This window comes from Stenotrophomonas sp. BR163, assembly GCF_047520985.2.
GTDB classification, from domain to species: domain Bacteria; phylum Pseudomonadota; class Gammaproteobacteria; order Xanthomonadales; family Xanthomonadaceae; genus Stenotrophomonas; species Stenotrophomonas sepilia.
In genome coordinates, this window is sequence record NZ_JAXBRE020000038.1 from 1 (window position 1) to 23,965 (window position 23,965).

General features: G+C 67.9%; 23 protein-coding genes. 3 read left to right on the top strand and 20 right to left on the bottom strand.

All coding sequences use genetic code 11. The features are described 5' to 3' along the window. Positions 1 to 109: 109 nt before the first annotated feature. The 11 genes from ACM0PY_RS19470 to glnA form a co-directional block, all read right to left on the bottom strand. On the bottom strand, positions 110 to 736 hold the full coding sequence (locus ACM0PY_RS19470) for a superoxide dismutase family protein (RefSeq protein WP_053497798.1): 627 nt from the start codon (positions 734 to 736) through the stop codon (positions 110 to 112). Positions 737 to 768: 32 nt separating this feature from the next. Further along, on the bottom strand, positions 769 to 1,338 hold the full coding sequence (locus tag ACM0PY_RS19475; protein ID WP_049439225.1) for a superoxide dismutase family protein: 570 nt from the start codon (positions 1,336 to 1,338) through the stop codon (positions 769 to 771). Between the two features lie 93 nt (positions 1,339 to 1,431). After that, positions 1,432 to 2,880 carry a nitrogen regulation protein NR(I) gene (gene ntrC / locus ACM0PY_RS19480; protein ID WP_111201246.1) on the bottom strand — a complete coding sequence of 483 codons (1,449 nt, stop codon included), beginning with the start codon at positions 2,878 to 2,880 and terminating at the stop codon, positions 1,432 to 1,434. Beyond that, positions 2,873 to 3,934 carry a two-component system sensor histidine kinase NtrB gene (locus ACM0PY_RS19485; protein WP_061479397.1) on the bottom strand — a complete coding sequence of 354 codons (1,062 nt, stop codon included), beginning with the start codon at positions 3,932 to 3,934 and terminating at the stop codon, positions 2,873 to 2,875. The genes ntrC and ACM0PY_RS19485 overlap by 8 nt, the downstream gene beginning before the upstream one ends. A gap of 116 nt (positions 3,935 to 4,050) precedes the next feature. Then, on the bottom strand, positions 4,051 to 6,096 hold the full coding sequence (locus ACM0PY_RS19490) for a TonB-dependent receptor (RefSeq protein ID WP_180886253.1): 2,046 nt from the start codon (positions 6,094 to 6,096) through the stop codon (positions 4,051 to 4,053). Positions 6,097 to 6,234: 138 nt separating this feature from the next. Further along, positions 6,235 to 6,549 (bottom strand): hypothetical protein, encoded by a 315-nt coding sequence (locus ACM0PY_RS19495; RefSeq protein WP_180886255.1) that lies wholly within the window; start codon positions 6,547 to 6,549, stop codon positions 6,235 to 6,237. A gap of 107 nt (positions 6,550 to 6,656) precedes the next feature. Continuing rightward, positions 6,657 to 7,823 (bottom strand): murein transglycosylase A, encoded by a 1,167-nt coding sequence (gene mltA / locus ACM0PY_RS19500; RefSeq protein WP_180886257.1) that lies wholly within the window; start codon positions 7,821 to 7,823, stop codon positions 6,657 to 6,659. A gap of 67 nt (positions 7,824 to 7,890) precedes the next feature. Next, positions 7,891 to 8,637 carry an N-acetylmuramoyl-L-alanine amidase gene (locus ACM0PY_RS19505; protein ID WP_180886259.1) on the bottom strand — a complete coding sequence of 249 codons (747 nt, stop codon included), beginning with the start codon at positions 8,635 to 8,637 and terminating at the stop codon, positions 7,891 to 7,893. Positions 8,638 to 8,780: 143 nt separating this feature from the next. After that, on the bottom strand, positions 8,781 to 10,211 hold the full coding sequence (gene amt, locus ACM0PY_RS19510; protein WP_134968126.1) for an ammonium transporter: 1,431 nt from the start codon (positions 10,209 to 10,211) through the stop codon (positions 8,781 to 8,783). A gap of 22 nt (positions 10,212 to 10,233) precedes the next feature. After that, entirely contained in the window at positions 10,234 to 10,572 is a 339-nt protein-coding gene (locus ACM0PY_RS19515; RefSeq protein WP_004134334.1) for a P-II family nitrogen regulator, read from the bottom strand. A 320-nt stretch (positions 10,573 to 10,892) separates the two neighbouring features. Then, a complete protein-coding gene (gene glnA, locus ACM0PY_RS19520) occupies positions 10,893 to 12,302 on the bottom strand; it encodes a type I glutamate--ammonia ligase (RefSeq protein WP_019661939.1) in 1,410 nt (469 codons plus the stop codon). Between the two features lie 223 nt (positions 12,303 to 12,525). Between glnA and ACM0PY_RS19525 the strand changes: the two genes are divergently transcribed. The 3 genes from ACM0PY_RS19525 to ACM0PY_RS19535 all read left to right on the top strand — a co-directional run bounded on the left by ACM0PY_RS19525 (position 12,526) and on the right by ACM0PY_RS19535 (position 14,846). Further along, the gene (locus ACM0PY_RS19525) at positions 12,526 to 13,320 is read left to right on the top strand and encodes an undecaprenyl-diphosphate phosphatase (RefSeq protein WP_134972159.1); all 795 of its coding nucleotides are present in this window, start codon (positions 12,526 to 12,528) and stop codon (positions 13,318 to 13,320) included. Between the two features lie 73 nt (positions 13,321 to 13,393). Next, positions 13,394 to 14,218 carry an META and DUF4377 domain-containing protein gene (locus tag ACM0PY_RS19530; RefSeq protein ID WP_134972158.1) on the top strand — a complete coding sequence of 275 codons (825 nt, stop codon included), beginning with the start codon at positions 13,394 to 13,396 and terminating at the stop codon, positions 14,216 to 14,218. Between the two features lie 169 nt (positions 14,219 to 14,387). Then, entirely contained in the window at positions 14,388 to 14,846 is a 459-nt protein-coding gene (locus tag ACM0PY_RS19535) for an META domain-containing protein (RefSeq protein ID WP_065185549.1), read from the top strand. A 126-nt stretch (positions 14,847 to 14,972) separates the two neighbouring features. Here the strand turns inward: ACM0PY_RS19535 and ACM0PY_RS19540 are convergent, their stop codons facing one another. From ACM0PY_RS19540 to ACM0PY_RS19580, 9 genes are all read right to left on the bottom strand, one after another. Further along, positions 14,973 to 15,584, bottom strand: coding sequence for a YbhB/YbcL family Raf kinase inhibitor-like protein (locus ACM0PY_RS19540; RefSeq protein WP_005420969.1), 612 nt, complete (start codon positions 15,582 to 15,584; stop codon positions 14,973 to 14,975). A 10-nt stretch (positions 15,585 to 15,594) separates the two neighbouring features. Beyond that, positions 15,595 to 17,664: a tetratricopeptide repeat protein gene (locus ACM0PY_RS19545; protein ID WP_072167383.1), complete on the bottom strand. Its 2,070-nt coding sequence runs from the start codon at positions 17,662 to 17,664 to the stop codon at positions 15,595 to 15,597. A 56-nt stretch (positions 17,665 to 17,720) separates the two neighbouring features. Continuing rightward, positions 17,721 to 18,710, bottom strand: a complete 990-nt coding sequence (locus tag ACM0PY_RS19550) for a YheT family hydrolase (protein ID WP_061479400.1) — start codon at positions 18,708 to 18,710, stop codon at positions 17,721 to 17,723. 52 nt (positions 18,711 to 18,762) lie between these two features. Continuing rightward, positions 18,763 to 19,554, bottom strand: a complete 792-nt coding sequence (locus tag ACM0PY_RS19555) for a lysophospholipid acyltransferase family protein (RefSeq protein ID WP_061479384.1) — start codon at positions 19,552 to 19,554, stop codon at positions 18,763 to 18,765. Positions 19,555 to 19,672: 118 nt separating this feature from the next. Further along, the gene (locus ACM0PY_RS19560; protein WP_049414459.1) at positions 19,673 to 20,107 is read right to left on the bottom strand and encodes a hotdog fold thioesterase; all 435 of its coding nucleotides are present in this window, start codon (positions 20,105 to 20,107) and stop codon (positions 19,673 to 19,675) included. A gap of 10 nt (positions 20,108 to 20,117) precedes the next feature. Next, on the bottom strand, positions 20,118 to 22,172 hold the full coding sequence (locus tag ACM0PY_RS19565; RefSeq protein WP_180886261.1) for a phospholipase D family protein: 2,055 nt from the start codon (positions 22,170 to 22,172) through the stop codon (positions 20,118 to 20,120). After that, complete coding sequence (locus ACM0PY_RS19570) at positions 22,169 to 22,786, bottom strand: YceI family protein (protein ID WP_065178694.1); 618 nt, start codon at positions 22,784 to 22,786, stop codon at positions 22,169 to 22,171. The genes ACM0PY_RS19565 and ACM0PY_RS19570 overlap by 4 nt, the downstream gene beginning before the upstream one ends. A gap of 4 nt (positions 22,787 to 22,790) precedes the next feature. Further along, a complete protein-coding gene (locus ACM0PY_RS19575) occupies positions 22,791 to 23,267 on the bottom strand; it encodes a SixA phosphatase family protein (protein WP_061479387.1) in 477 nt (158 codons plus the stop codon). A 49-nt stretch (positions 23,268 to 23,316) separates the two neighbouring features. Further along, entirely contained in the window at positions 23,317 to 23,946 is a 630-nt protein-coding gene (locus ACM0PY_RS19580; RefSeq protein WP_005420986.1) for a nucleotide-binding protein, read from the bottom strand. Positions 23,947 to 23,965 lie beyond the last annotated feature (19 nt).

A 23,965-nucleotide genomic window follows, 5' to 3' on the forward strand; every position in this document is an offset into this window, starting at 1 on the left:
CCGCTGGCCGGCAACGTCCGGATCTGCGATTGCCGGCCAGCGGCCGGCACTACCGATCAAGAAGAACGCCGGCTTGCGCCGGCGTTTTCCATTTCCAGCAGGAGCGCGCTTACGGCGCCTTCTGGATCACCGCACAGGCCAGGCGCGCGCCGGCGTTGCCGGTCGGCTGGGTCTTGTAGTCGTCCGCATCGGCGTGAACGATCAGGCCGCGGCCGATGATGTCGAAATCATCACCCTTGCCGATGTTGACGTTGCTCGACACCGGGCCGTCGATGGTGGCCACGCCCTTGTCGTCGGCCTTGATGTTGGGCATGTCGCCGCCGTGGTGCGGATCGGTGGCGACGTTGCCGTGATCCTGCTTGCCCGGGTTGAAGTGACCGCCGGCGCTCATGCCGTCCGGCGCGCTGCAGTCGCCCTTCTCGTGGATGTGGAAGCCATGTTCGCTGCCCGGCTTCAGGCCGGTGATCTGGCCGGTCACGTGGACCTTGCCATCAACCACCTTGAAGGTGACGCTGCCCTTGGTTTCGTTGCCCTGGGTCGGTGCCAGTTCGGCCGTTGCCGAAGCATCGCCCGTCGGTGCAGCCGCCGGTGCCGGGGCTGCAGCCGGCTCGGTGGTGGCGCCGTCAGCCGGCGCGGCCGGCGGGGTTTCAGTCTGCGGCGCGGCGGGCTGCTGGTTGCAGGCCGCCAGGCCCAGCGCGGCGATGGCCGCAAACAACGAAGTGTGGATCAGACGCATTGGAATCTCTCCCTCGATGATGCCTGCAGTGATCAGCGGACGACCCGGATCACGCCACAGGCGATGCGGACGCCGGCATTGCCGGCGGGCTGGCTGCGATAGTCGTCGGCGTTGGCATGCACGACCAGTGCGCGTCCGGCGATATCGGTGGCGGCGCCTCCGCCAAGGGTAACCCCCTTGAGGTGGATATCGACGTTGGCGCGGCCCTGGGCATCGGCACGCAGATTGTCCATGTCGCCCAGGTGGTGCTTGCCGGTACCGGCGCGGCCATGCGCAGCACCACCGGGATTGAAGTGATTGCCGGCACTGCTGGCATCCACCGCACTGCAGTCGCCGCGCTCATGGATGTGGAAGCCGGCCTGCTGCATCGGCTGCAGGCCACCGACCAGGCCGGTGATGTGGATGCCACCAGGCTCCACCATCAGTGCGATGCGGCCACTGACGATGCTGGCCGAGGCCGGCGCGAGATTGGCCTCGCCCTGCTTCGCAGCACTGACCACGGTCGGCGGTGGCGGCGTGGGTTCGGCCTTCTTCGGCGCACTGCCACAGGCAGACAGCAGCACGGCGGCGGACAACGGCAGGATGGCAAAGGACAGACGCATCGAAGACTCCTTGCAGGTGACACTAAGCATTGCATCGTCCATGAACGATCAACGGTTCGGCAAGCGGGCGCGAGGATCGCGTGCAGGGACCGTTCAATGGCCCCCGCGGCGGCGCCCGGCGCCCAGCTTGCGGGTAAGGGTATTGCGGCCCAGGCCCAGGCGGGCAGCGGCTTCGGCGCGGCGGCCATGGGTAATCTGAAGCGCCGCTTCCAGCAGCGCATGGTCGACCCGCTCGCGCACCTGCGCATGCAGCCCTTCCACACCTTCGGCCAGCTGGCGGCGCGCCCATTCGGCCAGCAGCACTTCCCACTGGCCTGGATCGGCACCGCTGATGCTGCCGCGACGGCCCCGCGTACGGTTCAGCGCGGTATCGACATCGGCCACGCCGATGGTGTCGGCGGCGGCCAGCGCGGCCATCCGCCAGCACACGTTTTCCAGTTCGCGCACGTTGCCGGGCCAGTCGTGTTCGCGCAGCGCCTGCAGCGCTGCGGCGGTGAGGCGCTTCGGTGGCGTGTCCAGCCTGCGTGCGGCGGCGGCCAGGAAGGTGCTGGCCAGCTGTGCGATGTCCTCGCGGCGCTCGCGCAGCGGCGGCAGCTGCAGGCGCACCACGTCCAGGCGATGCAGAAGGTCGGCACGGAACTTCCCCTGCGCGACCAGCCCTTCCAGGTCCTGGTGGGTGGCGGCCACCACGCGCACATCGACGCGGATCAGTTCGCGGCCACCGACGCGGAAGAACTCGCCCTGCGCCAGCACGCGCAGCAACCGGGTCTGCAACGGCAGCGGCATGTCGCCGATCTCGTCAAGGAACAGCGTGCCACCGTTGGCCTGCTCGAAGCGGCCGATATGGCGGCGCTGCGCACCTGTGAAGGCACCGGCCTCGTGGCCGAACAACTCGCTTTCCAGCAGCTCGGATGGGATTGCAGCGGTATTGAGCGCGACGAACGGACCCTGCGCGCGCGGCGATTCGCGATGCAACGCATTGGCCACCAGCTCCTTGCCGGTGCCGGTCTCGCCGGTGATCAGCACCGCCAGCGGTGCCTGCGCCAGGCGTCCAATGGCGCGGAACAGCGCGCGCATCGGCGGCGTATCACCCACCAGTTGCGGCGGCTGGTCGCTGGGCGCTTCGGTGGCGGGACTGGGAGCGGCCAGCGCGGGCGCCACCGCCGGCAGTACCCGCTGCGCCAATGCCACCGCATCGTCCAGGTCGAACGGCTTGGACAGGAATTCATGCGCGCCGCCGCGGAACGCACCGGCCGTGCTGGCCACATCGGTATAGGCCGACATCACGACCACCGGCAGCTGCGGCAACGCGGCCTTGAGCTTGTCCAGCAGCACCAGGCCATCGTCGCCGGGCATGCGCACATCGGTGAACAGCAGCGCCGGCGGCGCGCCTTCGCCCAGGGCCTGCAGGGCAGCCGCAGCGCTGTCGAAATCGACAACCTGGTAGCCCGCCTCGCGCAGCGCGGTGCACAGCACGAAGCGCACGGCACGATCGTCATCGACTACCCAGATGCGCTGCGCGGTGGTGGGGAACTCAGACATCGCGCGGGGCCTCCTCGGCCGGGGCGGCGCCGTTGCCGATCGGCAACAGCAGGGTGAACACGGTATGGCCCGGGCGCGAGCGGTAGGTCAGCGTGCCGCGATGCTCGCGCGCCACCTGCTGGGCCAGCGCCAGGCCCAGCCCGGTGCCTTCGGCGCGGCCACTCACCAAGGGCAGGAACAGGTGTTCGGCCAGTTCCTCCGGCACGCCACGGCCGTCGTCGGCGATCTCCAGGCGCAACGCCAGCGTGTGCAGCTGCTCGGCGATGCGCACGCCATGCTCCACGCGGGTGCGCAGGGTGATGCCGCCGGCACCGGCCTGGATCGCGTTGCGCACCAGGTTCCACACCGCCTGGGTGAGGCGGTCGGCATCGCCATGGAATTCGGGAATGCTGGGGTCGTAGTCACGCTGCAGGCGTACCGCCCAGCCGGCCTCGTTCTCGGCCAGGCGCAGCACGCGCTCAAGCGCGGCATGGATGTTCAGTTCGGCGTGCGGTGCGGCCGGGGCCGGCGACAGCAGCTGGTCGAGCAGGCCGTTGAGACGTTCGATCTCCGAGCCGATCAGCTCGATCAGCTCGCGTTCGCTGGCCTCGCGCTGGGCCGCGCGGCGGGCCAGCAGCTGGGCCGCACCCTTCAACCCGGCCAGCGGGTTGCGCAGCTCGTGGGCCAAGCCCTTCAGCGCCGCGCTGAGCGCGCTGGGCAGGGCCTGGGTCGGGTCCAGCCCGGGGAATTCATCGACCGGATGCGCCTCCAGCAGCCAGCCACCATCGTCGCGGCGACTCATCCAGCCCTCGGCGAAGCGCGGCGCTTCGCCGGGCACCGCCAGCGCCAGCCGGTTCAGGCGCAGGCTGTCGCGCTCATCGCGGGCAAGGAAATGGGCCAGTGCCTCGCCCTGCACTTCCAGTGCGGCCAATGGCTGGCCCAGCAGGCGGCGCCCGCTGACGCCCAGCCAGCGCCCGAAGGCCGGGTTGCAGCCGATGATGCGGCCATCGGCCCCGGCCCAGGCCAGCGGCGTGCCCAGGGCATCGAGGGACGGCGGGGGAGAGGGGTCGGACATTGCACCAATGTAGTGCAAAACGCGGGGTTCGGGGTCAGAGCCCTTTCCGCCTGGAAAGGGCTCTGACCCCCTGCCGCAGGTAGAGCAAGCTCGACCACGACCACATGCGTGGCCGGTTACAGCTTCATGTTGAGGCCGACGAACACGCTGCGACCCGGGGCCGGCGAGAACATCGGGCGTGCGCTGTCCCAGAAGAAGCTGTCGTACCAGGCGTAGGCGTACTCGCGGCCGGTCACGTTCTTCAGCTGCAGGTCCACGCTGAAACGCGGGGTGAGTTGGTAGGCCGCGCTGAGGTCGAGCACGGCGAAGCCTCCGAACTTGCCGGCCACGTTGCGCTCTTCCAGGTAGTAATCGCCCTGTGCACGCGCCTGCAGGCCCAGCCGCAGCGCATCCGTGGCGCGGTAGTCCACGCCCAGGTTGCTGATGTGGCGCGGGGTGGCGGCCACTTCCCGGCCCTGCAGGGAAATGCTGGCATCGCGGTCGTCGCGGGTGATCTTCGCTTCCTGGTAGGCGTGCGACGCCCATACCGTCCAGTCGTCGCCCAGCTGCAGGCTCAACTGCGCATCCACGCCGCGCCGGCGGGTCTTGCCCAGGGTGACCGTGGTGCCGGTGGCCGGCATGTTGGACACCTCGTTTTCCGCGTCCTGCTGCCACACCGCCAGGCGTGCCTGGCTGCCGGCAAACGGCTGGAATTTCAGGCCCAGCTCCATGCCGGTGTTGGTGGACGGCTGCATCGGTGCCTGCCCTGGGGTGAGGTAGCCCGGTGCGGTGGAGCCGGTCAGTACCTGGAAGGTGCGGCCCCAGTTCGCGTAGACATGGGTGGTCTGGCCCAGGCTGTGGATGACGCTCAGCTTGGGCTGGCCGATGCTGCCGTAGTCCTGCAGGCGGCCGCTGACGCCGTTCATCAGGTGCGTGCTGCCACTGAAGCGATCGATACGATAGGCCGGCACGATCTTCCAGGCCTCGACGGGCTGGTAGACGGCCTGGACGTAGGCACCCCAGTTGTCGAAGCTGTGGCGATCATTGTTCTGCACCCGCGCTGGGGGCTGGCTGAAATCAGTGGGTTCGGCGTAGGCGTAGCGCTCGCGGAGGTAGCCGTTGTCCTGCTGCTCGTAGTTCAGGCCACCTTCGACGGTGAGCGTGGGGCTGGCCTGCCAGGTGAGCGTGCTGAGCAGGCCATGCTGCCGCTCGTCCCACACGCGGCGCTGGCGCGGCAGGTTGCCGGTGGGCAGGTTGCTGAAGGTCACGCGGCGGTCGTCTTCGTAGCGGTTGTAGTACAGCCGGGTGCCGAAGGTGATTGCGTCGGACAGTTTCATGTCCAGGTGCGCAGCAAGCTGGCGCATGTCGCGGTCATCGCCATCGTTGCCGTTGCGCAGCTCGCTGCCACGGCGGTGCGTGCGCAGCTCGTCGGCGGTCATGAAGCCGGGTTCGTCGGCTTCGTGGTGGTACGCACGGGCGGTCAGACCCACGCGCAGGCCGTCGTCCAGCGAGCCATGGAACCACTTGCCGCCCAGCGAATATTTCTTCGAGGTGTCGTGGTCGCGGTAGCCGTCGCTGGCCTGGGTGCCGACGAAATAGTTCTGCGCGAAGCCATTGGCTTCACGGCCGACTGCCAGCTGCGCATCGCGGGTGTTATAGCTGCCGTAGGCCAGGCGCGCATCGGTGTAGCTGCCACCCTGGCGCGTACCGAAGTTCACGTTGCCGCCGATGCTGTGCAGGCCATAGCGCGGGTCGTTGGTACCGCGCACCACTTCGATGTAGCTGATGTCCAGCGGGAACAGCATGTCGATGAAGCGCTGGTTGCCGCTGTTGACGTTGCTGGGGATGCCATCGATCAGCGTCTTGATGGCATTGAGGTAGCCCTCACCGTTGAAGGCGCGGAAGCTGACCTTGCCCGATTCGGCGCCCTGCCGGGTTTCGGTGAGCTGGATGCCGGGCATCTGCCCGAGCAGTTCCCAGCTGTGCGAGACGTTGCGGTTTTCGATCTGGTCTGCACCCAGGACGTCCACCGAGGTCAGTACCTGATGCGCACTGAGCTGGCCTTCGCCGTGCTGGTGCACCTGCACCTTGCCGAGAGTGAGCGCGGCGTCGGCCGACTGCGCGAAGGCTTCAGGGGCGAACGGTGCGGCCGCGAGGGCGGCCACCAGGGTAGGAGTCTTCATGGGAAGGGGCGGTTACGGTGAAATGTAATCATATAACATTTCACATGTAGCCGTTGTAGAGTCGAGCCACGCTCGACTGCTCCTGGCAAACGGCAGTCGAGCGTGGCTCGACTCTACAAAGACGGGTGGCGAGGGGGATTACACCGGGTAGCCGGTGGCTTCCCGTGCCTTCTTCCAGGCGGCTTCGAATTCACGCGCGGCGATTTCGTCGTCCTCGTCGAAATCCAGGAACGACACTGGCTGGTCGGCCAGCAGGAAGCGGTCGTCGCTGTGGGCATGCTCGTCGGCCCAGACCATCTTGGTGCCGTAGATTTCCACCTGCCGCACGATCTTCTCGCCGCGCGCTTCCATCAGCACGTTGCCCTTGCCCAGGCCCGATTCGGCCCAGTGCTTGTAGTACTTCTTTGCGGCAGATTTCGCGCCGGATTTTGCGGTGTGCTTTGCGTAGGTCATTGCAGGAGCCCTGGCCGCAGGCGCGGCCGGAAAGTACGGAATGGCGCCATTATCAGGCATCCGGGGTCAGAGCCCTTTCCTTTGGAAGGGATCCGACCCTTGCCGGTTCAGTTGGGCAGGGGCACGCCCTTCGGCCACAGCATCCAGATGTTGCCCTTCTGCTTCATGTCGCCAGCCAGCTTGCCGGCGGCATCGCCGCTGCCCCAGTACAGGTCGGCGCGCACTTCGCCGGCGATGGCGCCGCCGGTGTCCTGCGCAGCCACCGGGCGCACCACCGGACTGCCGTCCGGGCGCGTGGTGGACAGCCACAGCAGGCTGCCCAGTGGCACCACGGTGCGATCCACCGCCACGCTGTAGCCCGCGGTGAGCGGCACGTTCAGTGAACCGCGCGGGCCCTCCGGGCTGTCCGGGGTGCGCACGAAGAACACGTAGCTGGGATTGCTGCGCAGCAGCTCGGGCACCCTCGCAGGATTGGCCCGGGCCCAGCTGCGGATCGCGTCCATGGTGACGTCTTCCTTCTTCAGCTGGCCCTGGTCCACCAGCCAGCGACCGATGGCGCGGTACGGGTGGCCGTTCTGTTCCGCATAGGCCAGCCGCACCTGCGTGCCATCGGCCAGGCGCACGCGGCCGGAGCCCTGGATCTGCAGCAGCTGCAGGTCCATCGGGTCGGTCAGCCAGGCCAGCACCGGGGCCTTGGCGCCCTTGGCCGCGATGGTGCCGGCGTCGTCATAGGGCTTGAGCACCTTGCCTTCGACGCGACCGCGCAGGCGCTTGCCCTTCAGTTCCGGGTAGAGGCTGTCCAGTTGCACCACCACCAGATCATCCGGCGTGCCGTAGACCGGCACCGTCGCTTTGTCGGTGCGGGTGAGGCTGCCGGGGTAGATCGGCTCGTAGTAGCCGGTAATCAACCCGTCGGCCTGGTGGCCGCCGGCACGCAGCGCGTAGACATCGAGGTCGCTCTGCAGGAACTGGCGGATCGCGGCCGGGTCCTTGTCTGATACTGCAACGGCAGTGGCGCAGGGTTTGGCCCAGGCAGCGTCGTTTTTCAGGCGGGTGCAGCTGCTGCGCCAGGCAACGAAGCCGGCCTGCAGATCGCTGTCCGAGACCGCTGGCAGGGCTTTCCAGTCGACCTTGGCGTAGGTGGCCGCCGGCGACGAGGTCGGCGTGGGCGCTTCGGAGCCCGTGCGGGGAGCGGTGGTGGCGCAACCGGCGAGCACCGCCGCTGCCAACAGGGTCCAGTGCGTGCGCTTGAAGAAGGTAGCGGAATCGATCATGCCGCCATGGTGGAGTGCCGGCCGCTGGGCGGCAACCCAGCGCGGGGTCAAGCGTTCATGCGCGGGGTCACGGCATCTGCAGCAGCAACGAATGCAGGATGCGGGCGTCCTCGGCATCCAGCGTCTTCGGCAGGTCGTCGCGGCCACGGAAGCGGCGGTGGAAGGCGGCGACGGTGGCGTCGCGGTTGTCCAGCGGATAACCGAAGCGGGCCAGCGCATTCCACCCATCGAAGCCTTCCGGTGCGGCACCATCGGCCGCGCGCGGCCACACGCCGAACCCGGCCTCGGCCAGCTGCTGCCACGGGAAGAACCGGCTCGGATCCTGCTTGCGCGTAGGCGCCAGGTCGGCATGGCCGATCACCTGGCGCGGCGGGATGTTCAGGCGCGTGGTGAGATCACGCAGCAGCAGGATCAGCGATTCGATCTGTGCCGCACTGAACGGGCTGCGGCCGTCGTTGTCGAGTTCGATGCCGATCGAGGCCGAATTGAGATCGGTGATGGTGCCCCAGCGCCCGGCCCCGGCGTGCCAGGCACGGCGCTCATCGGCGACCAGCTGGTAACGATGGCCATCGGCGCCGATCAGGTAGTGCGCACTGACCGGCCCACCGCTGTTGGCGGTACGCAGCGTATGCAGGCTCTGCTGCACCGACTTCTGCTCGGTGTGATGGATGACGATGATGACCGGCGAGCGCGCATTCTGGTTGGGTGATGGCACCCAGGTCGCGAGCGGGTTGCGGGTTTCCTGCGGCGTGGAGGCGCAGGCGGCCACCAGCAGGCAGGCCGAGAGCATCAGGGACGTGCGGATCGGGGGCATGGCCCGATTGTGCGCGATCAGGCGCGATGATGCATGCCGCCGTGCCGACCAACGGTCGGCACCCACCAGAGCAGGAGCAGTGCCAGGCAAGCCTGGCACCGACCAAACGCAAAAGGCGGCCCCGCAGGGCCGCCCGTCATGCCTCAGGCCTCGTAGGCAGACTCGCCGTGCGAAGTCACATCCAGGCCGGTGCGTTCGGCCTCTTCGGTCACGCGCAGGCCGACCACGACCTTGACCACCAGCAGGATGACCGCGGTCACCACCGCCGACCACAGTACGGTCAGGCCGACGCTGACCACCTGCACCCACACCTGGTGGGCGATATCCAGATCGGCCTTGGTGCCGCCCAGCGACTGTGCACTGAACACGCCGGTGAGGATCGCGCCGACGATGCCGCCGACACCATGCACACCGAACACGTCGGCCGTGTCGTCCACTTTCAGCAGGCGCTTGAGACCGGTCACGCCCCACACGCAGACCACGCCGGCGACAAAGCCGATCACGATCGCGCCAAGCGGCCCGACGGTGCCACAGGCCGGGGTGATGCCGACCAGCCCGGCCACCGCACCCGAGGCCGCACCCAGCGCCGACGGCTTGCCCTTGCCGATCGCCTCCACCAGGGTCCAGCCAAGCACGGCAGCAGCGGTGGCCAGCACGGTGTTGAGGAAGGCCAGCGAGGCCACGGTATCGGCGGCGGCGGCGGAACCGGCATTGAAGCCGAACCAGCCCACCCACAGCAGCATCGCGCCGATGTAGGTAAACGGTACGTTGTGCGGCTTCAGCGCGGTCTGGCCGTAGCCCAGGCGCTTGCCGACGAACCACGCGCCGACCAGGCCGGCCACGCCCGCATTGATGTGCACCACGGTGCCGCCGGCGAAGTCGATCGCGCCCAGTTCACCCAGGTAGCCGCCGCCCCAGACGATGTGTGCCATCGGGATGTAGCTGAGGGTGAACCACAGTGCCGAGAACAGCAGTACCGCGCGGAACTTGATGCGCTCGGCGAAGGCACCGACGATCAGCGCGGTGGTGATGCCGGCGAAGGTCGACTGGAAGGCGACGAACAGGTAATCCGGCAGGCCCTTGATCGGCGTGTTGCCCACCGAATCCGGGGTGAAGCCCTTGAGGAAGGCGAACTCGGTGAACGAACCGAAGAATGGATTGCCCGCGCTGAACACCGCGCTGTAGCCGTAGGCCACCCACAGCAGCAGCACCAGCGAGAACACCACCAGGATCTGGCTGAGCACCGACAGCACATTCTTCGAACGCACCAGTCCGCCGTAGAACAGGGCCAGACCGGGCACCACCATCAGCAGCACCAGCAACGTGGAGGTAAGCATCCAGGCGACGTCTCCACGATCATACGCGGCGGCCGCTTCGGCCACGGCCGGCGCAGCGGCGCTGGCGGCCGGATCGTGCAACGGCTCGACCGCCACGCTTTCGCTCGGCAACGGCGAGACCTGGGCCTGGGCGTGGGCGCTGCCCGGCCAGGCACCGGCGGCCAGCGCGCTGAGCAGCATCAGCAGGCACACCAGGTGGAACCGGGCTTGCCACCCGGTGAGAAGGCGCATCTTCATGGGGGGAATCTCCGGAAGGGGGTTACAGCGCGTCGGCACCGATTTCGCCGGTGCGGATGCGGATGACCTGTTCAACGGCGGTGACGAAGATCTTGCCGTCACCGATCTTGCCGGTGCCTGCCGACGACTGGATCGCTTCGATCACCGCGTCGGCACGCTCGTCGGTGACCACCGTTTCGATCTTGATCTTGGGCAGGAAATCGACGACGTACTCGGCGCCGCGATACAGCTCGGTGTGGCCCTTCTGGCGACCGAAACCTTTCACTTCGGTCACGGTGATGCCCGACACGCCTGCATCGGACAGGGCCTCGCGGACCTCGTCGAGCTTGAACGGTCGGATGATGGCGGAGATCAGTTTCATGCGCATGTCCCGATGGTGGATGGGGCCAGCGCGCCAGCGCGCGTTGGCATCAGGCAACCACGGGTCATCAGGTGATGACCGTGGCTGTTGCACCGGACACGTACAGGGCCGGGACGGCCGTGCCTCTCTCCTTGCACGACCGACGCGGGAGGGAGGGCGGCCCTGGTCGCGTATCCGGTCTCTCTCTTGCCCCTGGGGTGGAGTCAGAGCCCTTTCGCGGCGCGAAACGGATCTGACCCCCTACAACCGCGGCTCCCCAGCCGCGAGAACGGAAGCGATGGCGGCGGGTGGGAGGGGGAACCCACCGCCATCGCGCCCGGTCAGCTGGCGTAGTACAGCTGGTATTCCAGCGGGTGGGTGGCCGCGCGGAACTTGGTCACTTCCTGCATCTTCAGCGCGATGTAGCCGTCGATGAAGTCATCGCTCATCACGCCGCCGGCCTTGAGGAACTCGCGGTCCTTGTCCAGCGCTTCCAGCGCCTGGTCCAGCGAGGAGCAGACCTGCGGGATCAGCTTCTCTTCCTCCGGCGGCAGGTCGTACAGGTCCTTGTCGCTCGGTGCACCCGGGTCGATCTGGTTCTTGATGCCGTCCAGGCCGGCCATCATCAGCGCGGTGAAGGTCAGGTAGCCGGACTGGATCGGATCCGGGAAGCGCATTTCGATGCGGCGCGCCTTCGGGTTGGACACCCACGGAATGCGGCACGAGGCCGAACGGTTGCGGGCCGAATAGGCCAGCATCACCGGCGCCTCGAAGCCCGGCACCAGGCGCTTGTAGCTGTTGGTGCCCGAGTTGGCGAAGGCATTGATGGCCTTGGCGTGCTTGAAGATGCCGCCGATGTACCACAGCGCCAGCTGGCTCAGGCCACCGTAGCCGTCACCGGAGAACAGGTTGGTGCCGCCCTTGGACAGCGACTGGTGCACATGCATGCCGCTGCCGTTGTCGCCGACGATCGGCTTGGGCATGAAGGTAACGGTCTTGCCGTTGCGGTGCGCGACGTTCTTGATGACGTACTTCATGCGCAGCAGCTCGTCGGCCTTCTGCACCAGGGTGCTGAACTTGGTGCCGATCTCGCACTGGCCGGCGGTGGCCACTTCGTGGTGCTGCACTTCCACTTCGATGCCGACCTGTTCCAGGGTCTTGCACATTTCCGCGCGCAGGTCGTGCAGGGTGTCGGTCGGCGGGACGGGGAAGTAGCCGCCCTTCACGCCCGGACGGTAGCCGCTGTTGGCGCCGTCATACTTGGCGCCGCTGTTCCACGCCGCTTCTTCCGAGTCGACCTTGAAGAAGGTGTTGCCCATTTCGTTGGCGAAACGGACCGAGTCGAAGATGAAGAACTCCGGCTCCGGGCCGAAAAACGCGGTTTCGGCGATGCCGGAGGACTTCAGGTAGGCCTCGGCACGCTTGGCGATGCCGCGCGGGCAGCGGCCATAGGCCTGCATGGTGGCCGGATCGAGGATGTCACAGCTGATCACCAGGGTCGGATCGGCGTAGAACGGATCGACGTACGCGCTGGACGGATCCGGCAGCAGCACCATGTCCGATTCGTTGATGCCCTTCCAGCCGGCGATCGAGCTGCCGTCGAACATCTTGCCTTCTTCGAACAGCGACGGTTCGACGATGCTGACCGGGAAGGTGACGTGCTGCTCGACGCCACGCATGTCCACGAAACGCAGATCGACGAACTCGATCTGGTTGTCCTTGATCAGCTTCTCAACGTTTTCCACGGACATCGGTACGACCTCGGATGGGGATGAATGCCTGCTGAGGTACAGCAATGACCGTGCCAACTTTTTGATACCCGCAAGTTGTTGATTTCAATATGGCTGCCCCGCGCTGGTGCAGAACGGTGCGCACCAAACCGGTGCACCCGCCATCAGACGCACCCGTTTGGTGCAGCAGGGATCGTCTATCCTCTCGACCTTCTTCCTTCCGCCGCGCGTGCCCGCACCGTCCATGTCCGACCTGCTCTCCGCCCTGCTGCTGGGCATCCTCGAAGGCTTGACCGAATTCCTGCCGATCTCCAGCACCGGCCACCTGCTCATCGCCCAGCACTGGCTGGGTGCCCGCTCGGACTTCTTCAACATCGTCATCCAGGCTGGCGCGATCGTGGCCGTGGTGCTGGTGTTCCGCCAGCGCCTGCTGCAGCTGGCCACCGGCTTCAACCAGCGCGAGAACCGTGAGTACCTGTTCAAGCTGGGCGCTGCGTTCCTGGTCACCGCCGTGGTCGGCCTGGTGGTGCGCAAGGCCGGCTGGTCGCTGCCGGAGACGGTCAGCCCGGTGGCCTGGGCACTGATCATCGGTGGCGTCTGGATGCTGCTGGTGGAGGCCTACACCGCGCGCCTGCCCGACCGCGACCAGGTGACCTGGACCGTGGCGATCGGCGTCGGCCTGGCGCAGGTCGTGGCCGGCGTGTTCCCCGGTACCTCGCGCTCGGCCTCGGCGATCTTCCTGGCCATGCTGCTGGGCCTGAGCCGCCGCGCCGCTGCCGCCGAGTTCGTGTTCCTGGTCGGCATTCCCACCATGTTCGCCGCCAGCGCCTACACCTTCCTGGAACTGGCCAAGGCCGGGCAACTGGGCAGCGAGAACTGGACCGAGGTGGGCGTGGCCTTCCTTGCCGCGGCCGTCACCGGCTTCGTCGTAGTGAAGTGGCTGATGGGCTACATCAAGTCGCACCGGTTCACCGCCTTCGCCCTCTACCGCATCGCGCTGGGCGCAGCGCTGCTGCTGTGGTTGCCCTCCGGCAGCTGAACAGCACTGGGGCACGGTAACCCCATGGCCGGCCCCACCCCGTTTCCCCCACGGTTCCCCAAGGAGAATCACCATGAACCGCAAGCTCACCCTGCTCCTCCCGCTGGCCCTGATGGCCGCCTGCAGCCAGACCCCGGCCCCGGCCGGCAATGGCGGCGACGACGTGGCCCCGGCCGCGACCAAGGCAGCGGACCAGCAGACGCTGGCGCACCTGGATGCGCAGCGCCTGCAGAGCCAGCACTGGCTGCTGCAGCAGGCCACCGGCGCCGACGGCAAGCGCATCGACGCGCTGTTCGCCCGCGAAGACAAGCCGGTCACCCTGGACTTCGTTGATGGCCGCCTGTCGGTCAGCAACACCTGCAACCGCATGGGCGGCGGCTACACCCTGGCCGACGGCAAGCTGACGGTCAGTGCGATGGCCTCGACCATGATGGCCTGCACCGACAAGGCGCTGATGGCGCTGGACGAAGCCGTGTCGAGCCGCCTGCAGGGCGAACTGAAGGCCGAGCAGGATGCCGATGGCAAGCTGACCCTGACCAATGCCAAGGGCGACGTGCTGGTGTTCAACCCGGAACCGACCGCTGAAACCCGCTACGGCGGCGCCGGCGAAACCGTGTTCCTGGAAGTGGCCGCGAAGACCGAGAAGTGCTCGCACCCGCTGATTCCGGACTACCAGTGCCTGCAGGTGCGCGAAGTGAAGTTCGACGACAAGGGCCTGAAGCAGGGTGAGCCGGGCAAGTTCGAGAACTTCTACGGCAACATCGAGGGCTACACCCACGAAGACGGCGTGCGCAACGTGGTGCGCGTGAAGCGCTACGAAGTGAAGAACCCGCCGGCCGATGCGCCGTCGCAGGCGTATGTGCTGGACATGGTGGTCGAGTCGGCCATCGAGAAGTGATGTAGAGCCGACTGTTAGTCGGCTGGCTCTTGAAGGGCGGCCGAAAGGCCGCCCTTCTTCGTTGACGTTGTAGAGCCGGCCGCTGGCCGGCTGCCTTGCGGAGCACCGCCAACACACGGATGTTGCCGGCCAACGGCCGGCACTACCCGCATGCATCAGGGAGATCGGCATGAAGCACGTCCCCGCCCTCATCATTGCCGCGCTGCTGGCCATGTCTACGGATGTGGCCGCTGCCAGCACGCCCACCACCGGGCAGCTCGAGGCACATCCGTGGCAACTCGCGCGCGCCACCGACGCGCAGGGCCGGCGCATTGATGCGTTGTTCGTGCGCGGTCGACCGCCCTACACGCTGCGCTTCCAACCCGGCTACATGAGCGAGTTGAACCTGTGCAACCAGTCAAGCAGCACCTATCACCTGCAAGGTGACCGGCTGGTTCTTGAGGGCGGCATCATCACCACAGCCGCTTGCATGCGGGCCGAGGTGGCCGAACAGGAACGTGTCGCCGGCACGCTGGTGAATGCACGCGCAGAGATGACGCTTGCGCTGGATGAGCGTGGCCGCCTGCTGCTGCGCAATGCGCACGGCGATGTGCTGGTGTTCGCGCCGGTTGCCGGTACGGACGAATGAAAAGGGCGGCCGCAGGGTCGCCCGTCTTCGTCAGCGGTAGAGCCGGCCGCTGGCCGGCTGCCACGGGCGAATGCAGCAACACACGGACGTGGCCGGCCAGCGGCCGGCACGACCCGTTATGCATCCTCAACCCAGCGCCGGATTCAACGTGTAGGTGCCGTGCAGTGCCGCTTCGGCCAGCACGTGGCCGTGCATGGCCCGGTACGCGTCGGCGGCGGTGAAGCGTGCCGGCAGCTGCAGCGATGCCACGTCCAGCGCGAACACGCGGAAGAAGTAGCGGTGCACGCGCTCGTCATTGAACGGCGGATAGGGGCCGTCGTAGCCCAGGTAGTCACCGGCCATGTCCGGGTTGCCGGCGAACCAGCCGGTGAAGTCGTTCAGGCCCTGGCGGCTGCCGGCCGGCCCGGCCGGCGTGGTCTTGCCCTTCACCACGAAGCCGTCGCTGCAGCTGCCTGCGGCAATCTCGCGCACCGAAGCCGGAATATCGGCCATCACCCAGTGCACGAAATCACAGCGGGGCTGGTCGCGTGGCACGCTCATGTCGGTGCGGCCGACCGTCTCCGGCACGGTCGGCACGTCCGGATCGACGCATACCAGCAGGAACGAACGGGTGCCCTCCGGCACATCGCTCCAGGCCAGGTGCGGATTGCGGTCCGGTGCGAAGCCCGCGGCATCGCCTGCGGCGAATTCGCGGTCGATCGGTGCACCGTTGGTCAGGCTGTGGCTGCTCAGTTGCATCGGCGTGTCCTCACTCTTCCGGGTAACCCAGGCGCACCGCGATCGGGGTGAGCTTGGCGAAGGCGGCGCTCATCACGTCGCGGTAGTTGCGCCAGTGGCCCGGCGGGAAACGCGGCGCGCCCAGCTGCGCGGCCGGCGGCATCGGCCGCTCGAACAGTCGGCCCAGCAGTTCGGCCATCGCCTGCGGATCGTTGCCGATCTGGTCGATGCGCAGCAGCACCTGCGGGTACAGATCGTCCTCGTGCAGGGCGGCGACCTGGGCCAACGCGCGCGCCAGCCATTCGCTGGCTTCGGCCAGCGAGGTCATTGCCAGCGGTGCGGCGGCACCGTAGGCCACCCAGTCCAGCAGCATGTCGCGCGGATCGCGCAGCACCACCAGCAGGCGGCCCTGCGGCAACTGCGGGCGCAGCGCCCACAGCAGCGCGTTGTCCCACCACAGCAGCCAGTCGATGATCGCGTCGTCCTGCACGCCGCGCGACGGCAGCTGTTCGCGCCAGCGCTGCACCAGCCGCTCCGGCGTCAGCACGCCCGAAGCGAGGTCCTGCAGCGTGTGGTAGTTCTGGAACGCGTCGTCGGGTGCGTTGGAGGTATAGCGGTCGCTGCGCAGCACCGGGCTGGCCGCAGCCAGGCCGGTCGCCACGCGCTCCACGCCCGACCCCGGCGCACCCCACAGGAAGATCGGCGCGGAAGTGGCATCACCGTCGATCTCGCCTTTGTCCGGCCAGCTCGGCGGTGCCTTGGCCTGCGGCGGCAGCGGCAGGCGCTGTGGGGCCTGGTCGGCCTGCAGGGCCAGCCAGGTCTGCAGCGCGTCTTCGTGCTGCCCGGCGCGATCCTGGATCTCGCCCAACCAGGTGCGCAGGTCGGCACGGTGGCCTTCCGGCGCCATGCCGATCAGCGCCTGCACGCGGGCGACGGCAGCGGCCGGATCGCGCTGCAGCAGGCCTTCGACCAGGCGGGTTTCGCCACTGACACGGCCCGGTTCGAGGCTGACGATACGCTCGGCGATCGCTTCGGCCTGCGCGTGTTCGCCCACCATGTCGTGCAGCCGCAGGCGCGCTTCCAGCGCCGGCAGGTGGCCCGGCATCGCGTCCATCCAGCGCTCGACCGTGGCGGCGGCGGTGGCACTGCCGACCTCCTCCACCGCCAGGCGTGCCAGCCACAGGTCGTGCAGCTGCGGGTGCTGCTCCAGGGCGGCATCCAGGCGTGCGCGGGCCTCGTCTTCGCGACCCAGGCGCTGCCAGGACATCAGCAGCAGCTGCAGCACGTCGCGGTCATCAGGCAGCGATTCCAGCAACGGCAGCAGGTGTTCCAGCGCCTGCAGCGGCTGGCCGCTGCGCAGTGCCAGTTCACCAGCCAGGCGGCGCATCGAAGGCGTATCCAGGCCTTCCTGCTGCAGCGCGATCTGCATCGCTTCTGCCGCAGCTTCCAGGTTGCCCTGGCGCATGGCCAGCTGCACCACCAGGCCATGCAACGAGGCGATGGTCGGGTTCAGTTCGAGCACGCGGCGGAACGCCTGCTCGGCGAAGGCCAGCATGTTCTTGCCCAGGTAGGCGAAGCCCAGTGCGTAAAGCACGCGGATGTCGTTGGGCAGGGCCTGGTTGGCGGCCGACAGCAGCGTCAGCGCGCGATCGGCATCATCGCGGCGCAGCGCGATCATGCCATCGATGGTCAGCAGCTCCGGGTGGTCTGGTTCGACACGCGAGGCCAGCGTGGACAGGCGCTGCGCTTCATCGAAATCATTGCGACCGATCGCCAGGTGGGCCTGCATCAGGTACGCGGCGAATGCGTTCGGGTCCAGCCCGGTGGTGCGCGTCAGTGCTTCGCCGGCGCCGTCGAACTGGCGCAGGGCCAGCAGCAGGCCAGCGTGCTGCAGGTGCAGCTGGGCGTTGTCCGGGGCCAGCTGCAGCGCCTGCTGCAGGGCCTCCATCGCGTCCTCGGCCTTGCCCTGCTGCTGCAGCGCAAGCGCCAGCCAGCGGTGGGCCTCGGCCTGGCCGGGTTCATCACGGGTCCACGCCTGGGCCAGCTGCACGGCCTGGTCGGCCTCGTTCTGGCGCAACGCTTGGATGATCTGGTCTTGCATGGCGGTCCGGTTCAAGGGCAAACCCGCATTGTAGCGGCCTGCGCGCCCGTGCCGGTTCAGCCTTGCAGCACGCGCTGCAGGCGCTGCGCCACCCAGCGCTCGGAGAAGCCATCACCGCGCCAGTTTTCCAGGAAGCCACAGTGTCCGCCCCAGCTGGCGGTTTCCAGATGCGCCTGGTGCGGCAGCTGCCAGTCGCTGAAGGTCGCGTAGGGGATCACCGGGTCGTCCTGCGCCATCAGGATGTCGGCCGGCACCTGCAACGTGGACAGCCGATCGCCGGCAATCGAGTAGCCATCGAAATAGGCCTGCAACGAACCGAAACTGGTGTGGCGCTCGACCAGCCAGGCAGTCAGCGCGCGGATGTCCAGTTTCAGTACGCGGTCGTCGCAGTCGCTCAGTTCGGGGAACAGGTCGCGCTTGCGCCGCAGCGAACCGGCCCACTTGCGGCGGAAGTACCAGTCGTACATTGCCGGGCCGTTCTCGATGCTCTCCATGGTCAGCGCCGGGTCCAGCACCGGGCATACCGAGGCCACGCGCAGCAGCGGCACGCCGGCCGCTGGCGCGCGCTGGGCCAGGCGCAGCACGAAATTGCCGCCCAGCGAGTAACCGGCGGCCACCAGCGGCAACTGCGGCCAGCGCTGGGCGATATCGCCCGCGGCATGCACCACTTCGTCGATCAGGTTGGAGTGGAAGATGCCGGGGTTGAGATGATGGGTATTGCCGTGGTCGCGGAAATTCAGCCGCACCACGTCGAAGCCCTGTTCGAGCATGCGCGCGGCCGCCATGCGCATGTAGCTGGATTCGGCGCTGCCTTCCCAGCCGTGCAGCAGCAGGGCCATGCCCTTGGGTTCGCGGCCTTCGATGTGGCTGTGCCAGCCCTGCAGGCGCACGCCATCACCGCCGTCGAGGATCAGTTCTTCGCTGATCGCACCGGTCGCGGCCAGCAGCAGCAGGCCGCGCTGCAGGCGCATGCGGCTGGAGCTGAGCATCGACTGCAGATGCGGATTGCGCAGCCAGCGCGGGGGCTGGTAGTCAGCCGCGTGCAGCGTCGGCGTGCCGGCGTCCAGGACGGGTGGCGGGATCAGGGCCACCGCACCCTCACTCGGAGCTCATGGCCGCCACGATGCGCGCGCGCGACGTCTCCGCGATGCGCCGACGGCCTTCCAGGTCCTGCGCACCGATCGGTGCCAGGAAGTGCACTTCTGCACGCCGCGCCGGCTCACCGAGCAGGCGCAGGAAATTAGCGAAGAAACTCTCACCGGGGCCGAACGCGACAATGGTCTGCGCATCGCCCTTGAGCCCGTACACCAGTGCCACCGGCTGCACCGGCACGCCGGTTTCAACCGCGGCCTGGAAGATGCGGGCATGGAACGGGCCTACTTCGTGGCCGCCGCGGGTGCGCCCTTCCGGGAACACGCCCACCGCCTTGCCTTCGCGCAGGCGATCGGCCATCACCTGCATCACGCCACCGAGCGATTCGGTGTTGCCGCGCTGGTGGAAGATGGTCTGGCCACGCGCGGCCAGCCAACCGACCAACGGCCAGCTGGCGATCTCGCGCTTGGCGACGAAGCCCATCATGCGCTGGCTGTGCAGGATGCAGATGTCGACCCAGCTGACGTGGTTGGCGACGAACAGCACGGCGCCGGGCAACGGCGTACCGATCTGCACCAGGCGGAAGCCGAAGATCCACATCAGCCCGCCCTGCCACCAGTTGACCACTTTGGCCCCCAGGGTCGCCTCGCCCACGCGCAGTTCGCCCCACGGCCGAAGCATGCCGATCAGGATGAGCGGCAGGAACACAACGATGTGGACCAACAGCAGCGGTACGCGGTACAGGTAACGGCACACACGCGCCACGCCGCCGCGGGGGGCCGGAGTGGGGGAAGTCATCCGCGCACGATACCGGAGGGCCGTCATCGCTGCCAGCCGATTTAGGCCATAACACCCATCGACCGGGGCAATCGGCGGGGAACGCTGGGTTCCGCTGCCGTCACCGGCCGTCCGGGGCTCAGCCGTGGCCGGCCGCCACCACCGCCAGGGTCAGCCGCGAGATGCACACCAGGCGGCCCTGCTCGTCCTCGATGCGGATCTCCCACAGCTGGGTGCTGCGGCCGACGTGCAGTGCACGTGCGGTGCCGGTCACGGTGCCCGAGCGAACGGCGCGTACATGGTTGGCGTTGATCTCCAGCCCTACGCAGATCTGTTTGGCCGTATCCACGCACAGGTTGCCGGCGCTGCTGCCCAGGGTCTCGGCCAGCACCACCGACGCGCCGCCATGCAGGATGCCGTAGGGCTGGCGGGTGCGCTCGTCCACCGGCATGGTGGCCTGCAGCCAATCGTCGCCGGCCGCGCTGAAGACGATGCCCAGCGACTCGATCGCGGTGTTGCGGCTGAGCGTGTTGAGCTGCTCGAGGGAAACGGCTTCGCGGAACACCAGGGTCATGCGGGCACCTTCAGAGGATGGGAACGAGGCCGGCGCCGAATGCAGTGAGCATGCGGACCAGCAGCCATTTCGGGCCGACATTGACCTCGGGGAAATCGCCCACGGCGACATAGCAGCGGTGGAAGTCCGGGTCCTGCCGGGGCAGCGGCCGCGGGCAGTCCGGGCCGGGCTTGAACTCGTAGTCGGTGGCATAGCGCCACGGCCAGAAGTCGAGGATCGGCAGTGCCTCGGAGGCCTTGCCGACGCTGTAGTTGAGCCCGGACAGCACCGGCGGCTTGGCCCGCGGCGCCACCGTCCACGAGTTCTGCGGGTGGATATCGCGCAGGATGCTCTCGGCCAGCTGCTCGGCGAAGGCCGGGTCATCGATGATCACCGCACCTTCGGTGTTGTAGTTCTCGCTGCGCGGATCGAAGTTGTGGGTGCCGACCACGCCGATGCGGCGGTCGACCACCAGCGACTTGGCATGCAGGCCCATGCGCGCGCCCTTGCGGGTGACCGGCAACGGCTTGTTGACCGCCTTGCTGCCCAGGAAGGAGGGCCGGGTCTCGGTGCGCAGCAGGCGGGTCTCGACCTCGCTGCCGGCCGCGCGGCGGCGCTCGCGCGCGTTCTGGTAGGCACTGCCGGTGCGCGGGTTCACCGCCAGCTGCTTGCCGGTGGGTGCCGGGTGCTCATCGCGATCGCGGCTGTCGCCGGCATTGCTGCCCGCGGCGCTGCCGCCGATCAGCGGATTGCGCCCGCCGTCGTCGTCACCCCCGGGCGCGGCGATCGGATCAGGCAGCAGGTTGCGGTAGTCGACCGGTGCATCCAGCGGGAACGGCTTGTACTCGAAGATGTTGAAGCCCAGTTCGCGCATGTTGCGCCGCTTGTACTTGTACGACAGCGCATACACGATCGGGTTGTCGGTGGCCGCCAGGCTGTTGCTGGACACCACCACCCGCGGCGGCTGCGGGCGCTTGCGCAGCTCGCGGAACAGCTTCTGCGCCGGCTTGGACAACACCAGGTACGGCGTCTGCAGGATCACTTCCTCCTGCGCGCCGGCGATCAGCGCATCCAGCTGCGGCTCGGTCACGTGCTGGCCCGCCAGTGGCGCATCGGCCTTCTCGCGCCGGTGCTTGCGTGGCAGGTCGGCGACATAGCGCACCGAGGCCACCGGCAAGGCGGTATCGACGAAGGAACGGCTGACGAAGTCCATGTCATTGGCTTCGGCACTGACCCGCTGCACCCGCTCGGGGCGGCGGAAGCTGGCCGGCGGCAGGGTCGGCACGCCCTCGCGCAGCAGGGTGCGGCCGACATCGTTCAGGCGCTCGGCCGGCACGCTGCGCCTGGCATGCCAGAAGGCATCGAAGTTGGCGGCCATGGCCCGCGCCTCCGGGCCGGCGATCAGCACGTCGCGGTCGCGGAAGTTGTACTCGCGGTCCCAGTCGTAATAGTCGTCCTGGTAGTTGCGGCCACCGACCACGCCGATCGCATCGTCGATCACCAGCAGCTTGTTGTGCATGCGCTGGTTGAAGCGGCGGAAGCAGCACAGCACGCTGCCGGCATAGTCGAAGTAGTTCAGCCGGGCCTTGCCGAAGGTCGGGTTGTAGACCCGCAGCTGGAAGTTCTGGTGCGCGCCGGACAGCGCGCCGAGGATCTGCAGGTCGGAGATCGCCGAGAGCTGGTCGATCAGCACGCGCACCTTCACCCCGCGCCGCGATGCAGCCAGCAGCTCGTCGATGACCAGCCGGGCGCTGTCGTCCTTGTCGAAGATGTAGGTCTGCAGGTCGATGCTGCGGGTAGCGCTGCGCAGCAGGTTCAGGCGCGCCACCAGCGCACCTTCGCCCTCGTCGAGCAGGGTGGCGTAGTGGCGCGGCTGCTCGGGGGTGGATTCGGTGAACGCCCGACCGGCCAGCGCACGCAGCGGTGAGTCCTGCGCGCAGCGGTCGGCACGCTGGCAGCCGACCACGGTCGAGCGCGCCTGCACGGCGATCGCCTCGGCACGATCGCGCTGGGCATGCGAAAGCGATGCACAACCGCTGCCCAGCAACACCGTTGCCAGCGCCAGTAAACGCAGCAGGAGGTTCACGGTTTCGGCGCCTCGCTCAGGCGCGCACGTAATACGAAGGTCACTCGGTCACTCAGGGCTAGCTGCCAGCTGTCCATTCCATACCGGCCTCGCTGCACGGTACCGCGGCTGACGACATCGCAATCATAGCCGGGTCGGGCGCACTCCGCCTTCTCGACCCGCAGCGACTCGGGATGGCTGACGCCGCGCAGGGTCAGCCGGCCGTTGATGTCGCCACCCTGTTCCACCGTCTCCGGCCAGTATGGCAGCGAGTCGAACTCGACCACCGGATGGCGCCCTGCATCGAAGAACTCTTCGCCGCGCATCCAGCCGGTGTAGCGCGCCTTGCCAGGGATCTCCACCGAACGGGTGAACATCTTCAGGTGCACCTGGTGGCGCCCGTCGGACAGGATTTCGATGCGCCCCTCGAAGTGCGGGAATACGCCTTCGATGCGCTGGCCGAAACGGGTCCGCACCTCGAAACCGATCCGCGAGCGCTGGGTATCCAGGCGCATTACCCGCGGTGCTTCGGCGGACACCGGCGGCAACGGCGTTGGTGGGGGCACAGCGGCCCAGGCCGGGCCAAGCGCCAGCAACGCGGGCAGCAGGAAGCGGCTGCGCCGCGCCTGGCTCATCGGATCACGGCCACCAGAACGCGTTCAGGCTGGCCACGCCCGGCTCGATCGAGACCTCGCGCGGGAAGCCGAGGACGGCCACGCCGCCCGGCGGCATGCCGCGGTAGTCGCTGCTGGTGCCGTCGGTCATCAGGGCCACCAGCTGCTCCAGGCCCGGGTTGTGGCCCACGATCAGCACCCGGTCCAGGTCGCGACGCTCGTCCACCAGCGCCGCCAGGGTGCCCGGGGTGGCTTCGTAGATCCGGTCTTCCAGGCGCTTCTCGACATAGCCGATGGCCGTCATCACCGCTTCCAGGGTCTCACGGGTACGTCGCGACGGCGAGCACAGCACGCAGTCCGGCAGCAGCTTGTTTTCCTTCAACCACTTGCCGGCGGCTTCAGCTTCGGCCAGCCCTACCGGCGACAGCGGCCGGTCGAGGTCGGCCTGGCCGGAAACGGCGGGTTCGGCATGGGCATGGCGCAGCAGGATCAGTTCACGCATCGCGGGTTTCCATGGAGAAGAGGATGCAGCAGGAGAAGTGAGGCAGGCATCAAAGCTTGAGCCAGGACAGCAGCGGTTCCCAGTCGGCCTGGTGTTCGCGCACCTGGGCGGAGCGATAGTCGAACAGGCTGCGGCCCAGGCCGGTCATGACCACGTAGCTCTGGCTGTCACGCAGCTGCGCGACCACCGGGTACGGCCATTCGGCCAGCATCTGCAATGCCTGCTGCGAGGTCTGGGTCCAGGGTTTGGTGCGGTTGAGGACCAGCCCTACCGGCAGCTTGCGGCTGTGCACGCGCGGGTTCTGGGCCAGGCTGTTGAGGAAGCCGACGATGGCTTCGATATCCAGCGCCGAGGGCAGCACCGGCACCACCACGGCGTCGGCCGCGTCCAGGAAATGGGGGATATCGTCGGCCAGCGCGCCGGCGGGTGCATCGATGATGACGGTATCGGTACCGTCGGGCAGCTTCTGCGCCCACTGCTTCTTCCGATACACATCGATGGGGAGCACCGCGCTTTCCAGCCCGGCACGCCGTTGTGCCCAGCGGGTGCTGGAGCCCTGCGGGTCGGCATCGGCGATCACCGTGGCCTTGCCCTGCAATGCCGCGTACGCGGCCAGGTGGGTGGCGACGGTGGTCTTGCCCACCCCGCCCTTGGAACCGGCCACCAGGATCGTCTTCATGCCAGCCTCGCTTCCGGGT